The following is a 12,334-nucleotide window of genomic DNA, read 5'->3' as shown; positions in this document are numbered from 1 at the left end:
GTGACGGCGCGGTGAACAGGGCTAAGGTCTCCCTCACGACTGTGGAGGGAGACACGCGTGGAGCTCCTGCTGCTCACCGCCGACCCCGAACCGACGTCAGTGCTGCCGTCGTTGACCCTGCTACCCCACGGGCTGCGCACCGCGGCCCCCGAAGTGGCCGCCCTGCTCGACGCCGGACCGCACGACGCCGTCCTCGTCGATGCCCGGCACGACCTCGCCGCCGCCCGGAGCCTGTGCCGTCTCCTGGGCTCCACCGGGCTCGACGTCCCGGTGATCGCCGTGCTCACCGAGGGCGGGCTCGTGGCCGTCTCGCTGGAGTGGGGCGTCGACGAGATCCTGCTCCCGGGCGCGGGCCCGGCCGAGATCGACGCCCGCCTGCGGCTGCTGCGCGCGCGCCGGTCCGGCGACGCGTCCGGCGGCGACGGGGCCCTGGTCCTCGGCGAGCTGGTCATCGACGAGGCGACCTACACCGCACGGCTGCGCGGCCGGCCGCTGGACCTGACGTACAAGGAGTTCGAGCTCCTCAAGTACCTCGCCCAGCACGCGGGCCGGGTCTTCACCCGGGCCCAGCTGCTGCAGGAGGTCTGGGGCTACGACTTCTTCGGTGGCACCCGCACGGTCGACGTCCACGTCCGGCGCCTGCGCGCGAAGCTGGGCGCCGAGCACGAGCAGCTGATCGGCACCGTGCGCAACGTCGGGTACAAGTTCGTCCGGCCGGTGCGCGGCGTCCTCGGCGGTGGCGACGGCGGACGTGGCGGGCTCGCGCTCGAGGAGTCCGGCGACGACGAGGAGCCTTCCGGGGCGGTCGCCCGGGACGACCGGGTGGTGCGTCCCGCGGTGTGGGCCGGCCGCCGCTGACCTCGGCGTACCGTCGTCGCCGTGATCACCGCGCAGTGGATCGAGCCGACCGCGGCTGACCGGGCGGAGCTCGGCCGGTTCGCCGCGGACGTCGCGCACGCCGACGGCGTGGCGGCCTTCTCCGAGCCGACGCTGCTCGACCTCGCGACGCCCACCGGGCACGGTCGCCACCTCGTCGCCCGGGACGACGAGGGTGCGCTCCTCGGCTGGGCGCACGTCGACGCGGCCGATCCCGACGACGTCGTGGTCGAGCTCGGGGTGGCCCCGGCCGCCCGGCGCCGCGGCGTGGCGCGGGCCCTCGCGGACGCGGTCGCCGCCGACGACGTCGCCCGTCCCGGCCGTCTGCGGGCGTGGGCGCACGGCGGCCGTCCCGGGTCGGCGGAGTTCGCCGAGGAGCGCGGCCTGGTGCGCGACCGCGAGCTGTGGATGATGCGGCGCCCGGCCGGCGTCGGGCCGTTGCCCGCGCAGCGCCCGGTGGACGGCGTGTCGCTCGTGGCGTTCGAGCCCGGCCGCGACGAGGACGACGTGGTGGCGGTCAACGCCCGCGCCTTCGCGTGGCACCCCGAGCAGGGCGCGATGACCGCGGACGACGTGCGGCGGCGGGAGCAGGAGCCGTGGTTCGACGCGGCGGGGTTCCTCCTCGCTCGCGAGGACGCCTCGGGCCGGCTGCTCGGGTTCCACTGGACCAAGCGCCACCCCGAGGGAGCCTCGGCCGACGACGGGCCGATCGGCGAGGTCTACGTGGTGGGGGTCGACCCGGACGCGCAGGGGCGCGGGCTGGGCTCGGCGCTGACGCTCGCCGGCCTGCACCACCTGGCGGGACGTGGCCTGGACGAGGTGATCCTCTACGTCGAGGCCGACAACGTCCCGGCGGTCGCGACCTACCGCCACCTCGGCTTCGAGGTCGACGCCACGGACGTGTCCTACCGGCTCCCGGCCTGACACCTCCCGGTCATCCGCCGGTCATTCGTTCGCGATGCGTGAGCGTCCAACCACGCTCCGCTGACCCCGGTACGTGCTGTGATCAGCGTCAACCCGTTCCGGTGACGCCCCACGTGCCTGTTCACCTCGCGTTCACCCGCTCCCCGGGATGCGTCCATCCCGGCTGCCTAACCTCCGCGTTCGGCTGTCGCGTGTCAGGAGGACGGCCGGAATGCCCGGTTCGTCGACGTGACGGCGGGCGAGGAACGAGACGGGAGAACTCTGTGAGGTTCCAGCGGCGCGCAGCGGCGATCGGTCTGATCGCGGCCGGGGCGCTCCTGTTCAGCGCGTGCGGCAGTGACGACAACTCCGGCGGTGGCTCGGCCGCGCAGGCCTCGGGAGTCACCTGCGGTGGCAAGCAGGACCTGCGGGCCAGCGGATCGACCGCCCAGGCCAACGCGATCACCGGCTTCGTCAACACGTTCGAGCAGACCTGCAACGGCCAGACGGTCAACTACACCGCCAGCGGCTCCGGCGCGGGGCGCAACGAGTTCATCGGAGGGCAGACCGACTTCGCCGGCTCCGACGCCGCGCTGAAGAGCGACGAGGCCCAGAAGGCCGCCCAGCGCTGCGCCTCGCCCGCGCTGAACCTTCCGCTCGTCTTCGGCCCGATCGCCGTCGCCTACAACCTGCAGGGCGTCACGGACCTGGCCCTCGACGGCCCGACCGTCGCCGGCATCTTCAACGGCCAGATCACCACCTGGAACGACCCGCGGATCGCCGCCCTGAACCCGGGCAAGACCCTGCCGGCCACCCCGATCGTCGTGAACTTCCGCTCCGACGAGTCGGGCACCACGCAGAACTTCCAGACCTACCTGAACGCCGCGTCGAACAACGCCTACGGCAAGCAGGCGACCCAGACGTTCAACGGCGGCGTGGGCGCGGGTGCCCGTGGCTCGCAGGGCGTCACAGACGCCACCAAGAACACCCCGAACTCGATCGGCTACGTCGAGGCCTCCTTCGCGCAGAAGGCCCAGCTCCCGGCCGCGCAGATCATCAACTCGGGCGGCGGCCAGCCGGTCGCGCTGTCCACCGACAACGTGGCCAAGGCGATCGACGCCGTGCAGGTCACCGGCCAGGGCAACGACCTGACCCTCGACCTCAACAGCCTCTACAAGACCACCACCGCGGGCGCCTACCCGATCGCGCTGGCGACCTACGAGATCGTCTGCACCAAGTACGCCGACCCGCAGACCGGCACGGCCGTGAAGGCGTTCCTGCAGACCGCCCTCTCGCCGCAGGCCCAGGGCACGCTGACCGCCGGTGGCTACGTGCCGATCCCGGACGCGTTCAAGCAGCGCCTGACCACGTCGATCAACTCGATCTCCTGATCGACCGGAACGACGACTGACGCGTGACCCCCGACGGCGACGAGGCGGATGCGAACACCGTGAGCGAACGCACCACACAGCGGGCCCCGTCGGACGACCCCGAGACCCGGGACCGTCCGAGCGGATCGGCCACCATGTCCACCGTGACCGACACCCAGCCCAGCGCTCCGAAGCCCGCCCGGACGACCTCCGGCGGGAGCGGGGAGCAAGTGTTCCGCGGGCTCACCACCGGATCCGGCCTCGTCGTCGTCGCGGCGGTCGCCCTGATCGGCCTCTTCCTGGTCGTCCAGGCCGTCCCGTCGCTGCTCGCCAACAACGCGAACTTCCTGACGAGCCCCGACTTCAACACCACCGACGCGTCCAACCTGCGCTTCGGTATCCGTGACCTGCTCGTGGTCACGCTGCTGTCGTCGTTCATGGCGCTCGTGATCGCCATGCCGATCGGCATGGGGATCGCGCTCTTCCTCACGCAGTACACGCCGGCCCGCCTCGCGCGACCGTTCTCCTACGTGATCGGCCTGCTCGCGGCGGTCCCGTCGATCGTCTTCGGTCTCTGGGGCATCCTCGTGCTCGCCCCGGCGATCGAGCCGGTCGCGGCGTTCCTGCAGACCTACCTCGGCTGGTTCTTCCTGTTCGCGCCGGGCAACCTGCCGGTGCTCACGGGCACGATCTTCACCGGCGGGATCGTCCTCGCGATCATGATCCTGCCGATCGTCACCGCGACCACCCGCGAGGTGTTCGCCCAGACCCCGCGCTTCCAGATCGAGGCGGCCCAGGCCCTGGGCGCCACGCGCTGGGAGGTCATCCGCATGGCGGTCCTGCCCTACGGGCGCAGCGGGTTCATCGCCGCCTCGATGCTCGGCCTCGGCCGCGCGCTCGGTGAGACGATCGCGGTCCTGCTGGTCATCCGCGCGGCCACGTCGCCGTCCACCGGCAGCCTGTTCGACGGCGGGTACACGTTCGCCTCGCTGATCGCCTCGGCGGCCTCCGAGTTCAGCCAGCCGCTCCCCACCGGGGCCTACATCTCGGCCGGCCTGGTGCTGTTCGTCCTGACCTTCGTGGTCAACGCGATGGCTCGTGTGGTCGCGGGCGGAAAGGTGAACGGCTGATGCGCGGCGCACGTCTCGCGGCCACCCCCTCGGTCGCCGGAAGGACGGTGAACGGGTGATGAGTGCAGCCCTCGACGCCCCGGAGCGGCCGGCCGTCCCGGCCACGTTCCGCAACGTCTCCACCGCGCGCAAGATCAAGGACCGGGCCGCCACGGTGCTGGTCACCCTGGCCTTCCTCATCGCGGTCGTCCCGCTGGTGTGGCTCCTGGTCAGCGTGCTGATCAAGGGCTTCCCCGCCATCGTCTCCGCAGACTGGTGGACCCGGTCGCTCTCGGGCGTCACGCCCGACGAGGCGCGCGGCGGCGTCTACCACGCGATCGTCGGCACCCTGGTCCAGGCGCTGATCGCGGGCGTGATCGCGGTCCCGATCGGCATCCTCGCCGCCGTCTACCTCGTCGAGTACGGGCGCGGCCGCATCGCGAAGACCACGAGCTTCATGGTCGACATCCTCTCGGGCGTCCCCTCGATCGTCGCGGCGCTGTTCGTGTTCGCGCTGTTCGTGTCGATCGGCGGGTTCGAGCAGAGCGGGTTCCTCGTCGGGCTGTCGCTGGTGCTGCTCATGCTCCCGGTGGTCATCCGCAACACCGAGGAGATGCTGCGCCTCGTCCCCGACGAGCTGCGGGAGGCCTCCTACGCCCTCGGCATCCCGAAGTGGAAGACGATCCTGCGGATCGTGCTCCCCACGGCGCTCTCCGGCACCGTCACCGGTGTCATGCTGGCCTTCGCCCGCGTCATGGGGGAGACCGCACCGGTGCTGGTGCTCGTCGGCTACGCCCGGGCGATCAACTTCAACCCGTTCGACGGCAACCAGGCCTCGCTGCCGCTGCTCATCTACACCGAGCTCTCGACGAACCCGTCGGCGGCCGGCCAACTCCGCATCTGGGGCGGAGCGCTCACGCTGATCCTCATCGTCATGCTCTTCCAGCTCGCGGCGAGCCTCATCTCCCGCTACTCGGCGATCTCGAAGTAAAGGAACATCGTGGCCAAGCGTCTCGACCTGAAGGACGTCGACATCTACTACGGCGAGTTCCACGCCGTGCAGAACGTCAACCTGTCCGTCCCGCCGCGCAGCGTCACCTCGTTCATCGGCCCGTCGGGCTGCGGCAAGTCGACGGTGCTGCGGACGCTGAACCGCATGCACGAGGAGATCCCGGGCGCCCGCGTCGAGGGGTCCATCCAGCTCGACGGCGAGGACATCTACGCCCGCGGCTCGGACGCCGTGGCCGTGCGCCGCACGATCGGCATGGTCTTCCAGCGCCCGAACCCGTTCCCGACGATGTCCATCCGCGACAACGTCGTCGCCGGCCTGAAGCTGCAGGGCGTGCGGGACAAGAAGAAGCTCGACGAGGTCTGCGAGGCCTCGCTGCGCGGCGCCAACCTCTGGAAGGAGGTCTCCGGGCGGCTCGACAAGCCCGGCGGTGGCCTCTCCGGCGGGCAGCAGCAGCGGCTCTGCATCGCCCGCGCGATCGCGGTGCAGCCCGACGTGCTGCTCATGGACGAGCCCTGCTCGGCCCTGGACCCGATCTCCACGCTGGCGATCGAGGACCTGATCGGCGATCTCAAGAAGGACTACACGATCGTCATCGTCACCCACAACATGCAGCAGGCCGCGCGGGTGAGCGACCAGACGGCGTTCTTCAACCTCGAGGCGACCGGCAAGCCCGGCCACCTGGTGGAGATCGACGACACCGAGAAGATCTTCTCGAACCCGACCGAGCGGGAGACCGAGGACTACATCTCCGGCCGCTTCGGTTAGGCCTTTCCTGACGACGGGCCCTGCCGCACCTGGTGCGGCGGGGCCCGTCGTCGTTCGCGGGCCGGCCCGGAACGAGCGAAGGGCACTCTCGCTGCTTCTATGTGCGCGAGAGTGCCGCTCGTTCAGGGTGGGGCTGCTCCGATCAGGCCAGCGGCGGGTCGGGCATCTTGCCGGTGACCATGAAGACGACGCGGCGGGCGACGGCGACCGCGTGGTCGGCGAAGCGCTCGTAGAAGCGGCCGAGCAACGTCACGTCGACGGCCGGGGCCACGCCGTGCGGCCAGTCCTTCGTCATCATCACCGTGAACAGGTGGCGGTGGAGGTCGTCCATGGCGTCGTCGTCGGACTCCATGGTGAAGGCCAGCTCGACGTCACGGTCGAGGATCACGCGCCGCGCGTCCTGGGCGAGGTCGAGCGCGACGCGGCCCATCTCGGCGAAGTACGGGGCCACCTCCTGCGGGAGCACGAGCTCGGGGTGGCGCCGGCGGGCGGCCTTCGCGACGTGCAGGGCGAGGTCGCCCATGCGCTCGAGGTCGCCGGCGGAGTGGATGGCCGCGATGACCGAGCGCAGGTCGCCCGCCACGGGGGCCTGGAGGGCGAGCAGCCCGAACGCCTGGTCCTCGGCGGAGGTGCGCAGCGCGTCGATCTCGGTGTCGGAGGAGATGACCTCCTCGGCCAGGTCGAGGTCACCGTCGAGCAGGGCGCTCGTGGCCTTCTTCATGGCCTCGCCGGCCAACAGGGACATCTGGGCGAGCTCGTCGTTCAGCGACGAGAGCTTCTCGTGGTAGGCCGCGCGCATGGCCGCAGACTAGGCGGACGCCCGGTCGACCACCCGTCGCCCGCATGAACCGGCGGTGAACGACGGCGGATGTGCGCTGGTCAACGGCAGGTGGCGTCCGCGGCGTTGACCAGCGCCGGGAGCGGCGAGGCGGGCGCGGGAGCCGTCGGGTCGACGACCCGGCCGTCGAAGTCGTCCCCCAGCTCGAGGACCAGCGAGCCGATGCCGTCGGTGCGCGGGGTCAGCACTGCGGACGGCACCGACTTCTGCAGGGTCGCCGCCGCGCCCGCCTGGTCCGGGCTGAAGCGGATGGTGGTGCGTCCGTCGGTCGCGGCCGCGGCGCTCGATCCGCGGAGGTCGCTCGCGACGGTGAAGCCGTAGCCGCGCAGCGAGCCCGCCACCGAGCCGGCCGAGGGGCCCTGCTGCTGGGCGACCCGGGCGGCGCCGTCGCGTCGGAAGCCGGAACCCTCGTCGTCGCGCCGGGTCCCGCCGTCGCCGTTCCCGTCGCCCGAACCGCTGCCGTCACCGGAGCCGCTCTCGTCTCCCGAGCCGTTCCCGGACCTGTTGCTGCTGGAGCCCGAGGTGTCGCCGGAGGCGGTGACCTCGGTGGTGGAGGACCCGTCGTCGTAGGTACCGGTGTCGGAGCGCGCGTCGACCAGGCGGAGCGCGACCCGCTCGGCGGGCACGGGCGGGGCCGGAGGCCGACCGGCGGGGGCGCCCGGCTGCCCGGGCAGCGGGGTGTCGTCGATGATCGCGTCGAAGAGCGCGCGGTCCTCGGCGACGCGCAGGACCTCGTTGCCGCGGGAGTTCGCGACGCCGGTGGTGGGCACCGTCGTGAACGTGACGGCCCGGGCGTCGAGCCCGGAGAGCGACTGGCCGAGCGACAGCAGCTGGGCGGCCTCGATGTTCTCGCCGTACGTGGAGCGCCCGACCGCGTCGACCAGCGCGCGCAGCTTCCCGACGTCGAGCAGCGTCCCGGCCGACAGCGCCTGGCGCAGCAGCGCCGACAGGAAGATCTGCTGGCGGTTGATGCGGCCGTAGTCGCTGGTGGGGTCGCCGATGACGTGGCGGGCCCGCACGAAGTTGAGGGCCTGGTCGCCGGTGAGCAGCGAGGTGCCGGCCCGCGGGATGACGGTGCCGAGCACGGTGTCCCGCATCGGCTTCTCGATGCAGACCGGCACGCCCTCCACGGCGTCGACCATGTCCTTGAAGCCCGAGAAGTCGACGCCGAGGAAGTGGTTGACGGCGAGCCCGGAGAGCTCCTGCACCACCTTCGTCACGCAGCGCGGGCCGCCGACCTGGTAGGCCGAGTTCAGCTTGACCTTCGTGGTGCGCGGGATCGTCTGACCGGTGTACGCCCCGGAGACGGAGTCCCAGCGCTCGCAGTCCGGCCGGTCGATCTCGAGGTCGCGGGGGAAGGACACCACGGTCATCCGGGCCCGGTTCGCCGGGACGTGGACGATCATCACGGTGTCCGACCGGGCGCCCGGGACGTCGGTGGCGTCGCCGACGTCCTCGCTCGGCGGCGCGCCGACGCGGGTGTCGGAGCCCACCACGAGGAAGTTCTGGTCCCCGACCTGCGCCGCCGGGTCGATGATGGCCGCCGACGTCGGGTCGAGGGCGCCGATCTTCTTCACGGCCGCCTCGAACCACGACGTCGCGCCCCACGCGACGCCGCAGACCAGGACGATGACCGTGGACATCGCGACGGCCACCAGCCGCAACGACCGCGCCCACGTCCAGGGGCCCACCCGACGGCGCACCCGTGCGCCCACTCCGGCCAGCACCGCCGACGTCGCCGCGAACTCGGGGGCGCCGTCCTCCGCGGCCGGCACCACGACCGCGCGCCGGGGCTTGGGCTCGCGAGACGTACGTGGGGCAGGTGCCGAGGCTGCCGGCGCTGCCGGGTGTGCGTCCCGCGTCGGAGCGGGCGCGGCGTCGCGAGGGTGACGTGAGGCAGGTTCGGCAGCCTGTGGGCCTGCCTGGTGTGCATCTCGCGGCGGCGCGGGCGCGACCGGGGCGGACGCCGCATCGCGAGGGCTACGTGGGGCAGGTTCCGGGGCCGCTGGGCCTGCCTGGTGTGCGTCTCGTGTCGGCACGGGAGCGACCGGGGCGGACGCGCGCTCAGCCGCCGGTGGGGCTGCCGGGTGTGCATCTCGCGTGGGCACGGGCAGCGGCGTCGGCGCCGGGCGCGCGGTGCGCACGGTCGGGGGCTCGGCCGGTGTGGACGGTGCGGACGTCTTGGCCGGTGCAGCCGCCTCGTCGGCCACGGCGGCCGCGGCGACGAGGTCGCGCATCGGCTCGGTCTCGGCGGCCGCGCCGGCGGGGCGCAGGCTGCGCCGCCCGGGGCGCTTGCGGGCGAGCGGCACCATCGTCGGGACCGCGCCGCCGCGGCGCTCGGCCGGGGTGTCCCCGACGACGACCCGGGTCGGCACCGACGGCGGGCCCGTGCGGACACCGTCGGGCGGGGCCGGGACCGCGGGGACGCCGGAACCGGCGCCGCGCTCACGGTCGTCGGTCACGGGACCCCCGGGTGGTCAGGGACGGGCCGGAGACCGACAGGCCGTCCGGGGTGCACGAATCGTACTGAGCCCATCACGGCATCGCGCGCGCGGGCTTACTCTCGAGCACCACGCGAGGCAAGCGTCGTCACCCGATCGTGACGCGCGCGGCCGATCGGCCCTGTCCGTGCCCGCGCTCAGCGGACGGGGCGACCCGATCGGGCGGAGGAGGTGACCGCCCGGGCGACGGCGTCGACGCCGCGGCGACCGGAGGCCGGGCCGGCCAGGCGCACCTGGCCCGTCTCGTCGCGGTGGGCCACGGCGTTGCGGCCGGTGCGCTTCGCGACGTAGAGCAGCTCGTCGACGTGGTCGAGGAGGCCGTCGCAGGTCCCGCTCTGGTCGTCGGGGTCGAGGCAGGCCAGCCCGACGCTCGCCGTCACGCGGAGCTCCGGGGCGATCGCGGCCCAGTCGTGCGTCTCGATCCGCGCGCGGACCGCCTCGCACACCGCGACGGCGTCCGCGTCCGCGGGGCCGGGCAGGACGAGGGCGAACTCCTCGCCGCCGTACCGCGCGCAGAAGCCCTCGGGGGCCCGCGCGTCGATCTCCGCCCGCATGAGGCCGACGAGGGTACGCAGCACCGCGTCGCCGACCGCGTGGCCGTAGGTGTCGTTGACCTGCTTGAAGTGGTCGACGTCGACGAGGGCGACGCAGACCGCCCCGGACCCGCCGTCACGCAGGGTGGACAGTCGCTCGTCGAGGTAGCGGCGGTTCCACGTGGCGGTCAGGCTGTCGCGCCGGCTCTGCTCCCGCGCCTCGGCCCGTTCGCGTCGGAGACGGTCGACTTCGCGCCGTAACTGCTCGGGCACGTGCACCGGCGGTGTGTCGCCGAGGTGCACCAGCGCCATCGCGGCGCGCAGGTGCTGGTAGGCGCGCCGCCAGTCACCGCGGTCGGCGAGCACCTCCGCGGCGGCCTCGTGGGCGCGCGCCTGGGCCGCCCGGGCGGTCCCCGCGTCGTCCGTGGCCGCGTCCAACCGGAGCGCCTCGTCGATCCCGACGATGGGCGCGGTGTCGAAGGTGCTGGCAGGAGGCTGGTGGAAGCCCGTCTGCGGGGTCTCCGAGGAGGGGGCGCCCGCCAGCGCGGCGGACCCACCCGTCGACACCCGGTCCGGCGAACTGCCGACCGTGGAGCCCCTCACGACCACCCGCCACCCCCTCGTGTCCCTCGCGCCCGTGCTGACTCCAGTGTGCCGCTGATGCGTTCCTGTGCAACGCCCGCACCCCGCCCGCCAACCGAATCAACCGTCCGGTCGACGTGACGGTGCGTGGCGAATTCGGGCTGCTGCTCGTCCGGCCCCAGATTCCTGCCCGACCGGGTGCTCAAGTCAGAGCACCGTGACCGCTCGTGCCGTCAGCTCTCAGTCAGCACACGGAGCGTAGCTGGACACCCGCGTGTCCCGGATCACGAAGTGCTTCGATCCGACGTCCTCGCGGACCTCCGCGGAGCCCCGTCGGACGGTCACCGCGGCCGCCGCGACGTAGACGGCACCGGCCGGGCGGCCGATCTCGGGCAGGCTCGCGGGCGGCTTCCAGTCGGGGTCCGGCCGCAGGGTCCGGGCCACCAGGCGGGTGTCGAGCGTCAGCTCGGCGAAGCAGCGGTCCGGGGGGAACGGCACCCCCTCGGCCTGGCTGGCGCGCAGGAAGTCCGCCTGCGCCCGGGCGCCCGCCGCAGCCGCGCGGTTGGAGTCGGCGACGTAGGCGTCGATGAGGGCCCGGTCGCCCGGTGGCACCGCTCCGACGCGCGGCGTGCCCGGGACCGTGGCGCCGCAGCCGGCGAGACCCGCCGTCAGGAACACCGCGACGACGACGGCGGCGACGCGCACGCGGCTCAGCCGCCGGAGTGCATGACGTCCGCGCCGGCGGGCACCGTGGCGTCCTCGGGGTCGTCGAGCCAACCCTCCGGGAGGGTCACGTGGCCCGGCGAGCCCTGCCGGCCGCGGGGGCCGTCGGCGTCGGGCGGGAACGGCTGGTCGTGCTCGAGGCGCGCGAGCAGCTCGTCGAGGCGCTCCAGGCCGTCGATCATGCCGAGCTCGCGACGGACCTCGGAGCCCACCGCGAAGCCGTGCAGGTACCAGGACATGTGCTTGCGGGAGTCGCGCACGCCCTTGCGCTCGCCGTGGTGGGCGATGAGCAGCTCGACGTGGCGGCGCATGATCCCCGCGACCTCGCCCAGCGTCGGCGGGGTCGGCCGCTCGCGGCCCGCGAACGCCGCCTCGAGCTCGCCGAACAGCCAGGGGCGCCCGAGGCAGCCGCGGCCGACCACGACGCCGTCGCACCCGGTCTTCTCGACCATCGCCAGCGCGTCGTCCGCGGCGAAGATGTCGCCGTTGCCCAGCACCGGCACCTCGGCGGGGACGGCGTCGCGCAGCTCGGCGATCCGGCTCCAGTCGGCCTGTCCGGAGTAGCGCTGGGCCGCGGTGCGGGCGTGCAGCGCGACCGCCGCCGCGCCCTCGGCGGCCGCGATGCGCCCGGCGTCGAGGAAGGTGACGTGGTCGTCGTCGATCCCGATCCGCATCTTCACCGTGAGCGGGAGCGGACCCGCCGCCTGCACGGCGGTGCGCACGATCGACTCGAACAGCCGCCGCTTGTAGGGCAGGGCCGCGCCACCGCCGCGCCGGGTCACCTTGGGCACCGGGCAGCCGAAGTTGAGGTCGACGTGGTCGGCGAGGTCCTCGGCGACGATCCGCTCGACGGCCCGCCCGATGGTCACCGGGTCGACGCCGTAGAGCTGCATCGAGCGCGGCGACTCGTCCTCGTCGAAGGCGATCATCTCGGCGGTGCCCGGGTGACGCTCCACGAGCGCCCGCGCGGTGATCATCTCGCAGACGTAGAGGCCGGCGCCCTGCTCGCGGCACAGGCGGCGGAACGGCGGGTTCGTGACGCCCGCCATCGGCGCGAGCACGACCGGGGCGGCCAGCTCGTGCGGGCCGATGCGGAGAGCCTTCACGTCCTCCATTGTGCGC

Annotated in this window: 11 protein-coding genes; 6 read left to right on the top strand and 5 right to left on the bottom strand. The window is 73.2% G+C overall.

Annotation, left to right across the window (positions count from 1 at the left end; translation table 11 throughout):
• Positions 1 to 57 precede the first annotated feature (57 nt).
• The 6 genes from BJ983_RS20825 (at position 58) to pstB (ending at position 6,035) form a co-directional block, all read left to right on the top strand.
• Positions 58 to 858 (top strand): winged helix-turn-helix domain-containing protein, encoded by an 801-nt coding sequence (locus BJ983_RS20825; RefSeq protein ID WP_179795563.1) that lies wholly within the window; start codon positions 58 to 60, stop codon positions 856 to 858.
• A 39-nt stretch (positions 859 to 897) separates the two neighbouring features.
• Complete coding sequence (gene mshD / locus BJ983_RS20820; RefSeq protein WP_179798076.1) at positions 898 to 1,800, top strand: mycothiol synthase; 903 nt, start codon at positions 898 to 900, stop codon at positions 1,798 to 1,800.
• A 263-nt stretch (positions 1,801 to 2,063) separates the two neighbouring features.
• Positions 2,064 to 3,170, top strand: coding sequence for a phosphate ABC transporter substrate-binding protein PstS (gene pstS / locus BJ983_RS20815; protein ID WP_179795562.1), 1,107 nt, complete (start codon positions 2,064 to 2,066; stop codon positions 3,168 to 3,170).
• A gap of 23 nt (positions 3,171 to 3,193) precedes the next feature.
• Positions 3,194 to 4,279, top strand: coding sequence for a phosphate ABC transporter permease subunit PstC (pstC, locus tag BJ983_RS20810; RefSeq protein WP_343054277.1), 1,086 nt, complete (start codon positions 3,194 to 3,196; stop codon positions 4,277 to 4,279).
• A gap of 58 nt (positions 4,280 to 4,337) precedes the next feature.
• Entirely contained in the window at positions 4,338 to 5,249 is a 912-nt protein-coding gene (gene pstA / locus BJ983_RS20805; RefSeq protein ID WP_179795560.1) for a phosphate ABC transporter permease PstA, read from the top strand.
• A 9-nt stretch (positions 5,250 to 5,258) separates the two neighbouring features.
• Positions 5,259 to 6,035, top strand: a complete 777-nt coding sequence (pstB, locus tag BJ983_RS20800; RefSeq protein WP_179795559.1) for a phosphate ABC transporter ATP-binding protein PstB — start codon at positions 5,259 to 5,261, stop codon at positions 6,033 to 6,035.
• A gap of 142 nt (positions 6,036 to 6,177) precedes the next feature.
• On the opposite strand, the gene phoU is transcribed toward pstB, so the two are convergent.
• The 5 genes from phoU to dusB form a co-directional block, all read right to left on the bottom strand.
• Entirely contained in the window at positions 6,178 to 6,834 is a 657-nt protein-coding gene (phoU, locus tag BJ983_RS20795) for a phosphate signaling complex protein PhoU (protein ID WP_179795558.1), read from the bottom strand.
• Positions 6,835 to 6,914: 80 nt separating this feature from the next.
• The gene (locus tag BJ983_RS20790; RefSeq protein WP_179795557.1) at positions 6,915 to 8,648 is read right to left on the bottom strand and encodes an LCP family glycopolymer transferase; all 1,734 of its coding nucleotides are present in this window, start codon (positions 8,646 to 8,648) and stop codon (positions 6,915 to 6,917) included.
• Positions 8,649 to 9,511: 863 nt separating this feature from the next.
• The gene (locus tag BJ983_RS20785; protein ID WP_343054276.1) at positions 9,512 to 10,510 is read right to left on the bottom strand and encodes a GGDEF domain-containing protein; all 999 of its coding nucleotides are present in this window, start codon (positions 10,508 to 10,510) and stop codon (positions 9,512 to 9,514) included.
• Between the two features lie 219 nt (positions 10,511 to 10,729).
• Positions 10,730 to 11,194 (bottom strand): hypothetical protein, encoded by a 465-nt coding sequence (locus BJ983_RS20780; protein WP_179795556.1) that lies wholly within the window; start codon positions 11,192 to 11,194, stop codon positions 10,730 to 10,732.
• Positions 11,195 to 11,199: 5 nt separating this feature from the next.
• Positions 11,200 to 12,327, bottom strand: coding sequence for a tRNA dihydrouridine synthase DusB (gene dusB, locus BJ983_RS20775; protein ID WP_179795555.1), 1,128 nt, complete (start codon positions 12,325 to 12,327; stop codon positions 11,200 to 11,202).
• Positions 12,328 to 12,334 lie beyond the last annotated feature (7 nt).

This window comes from Actinomycetospora corticicola, from assembly GCF_013409505.1.
GTDB classification, from domain to species: Bacteria; Actinomycetota; Actinomycetes; order Mycobacteriales; family Pseudonocardiaceae; genus Actinomycetospora; species Actinomycetospora corticicola.
This window is presented reverse-complemented; position numbering and strand designations above follow the sequence as displayed.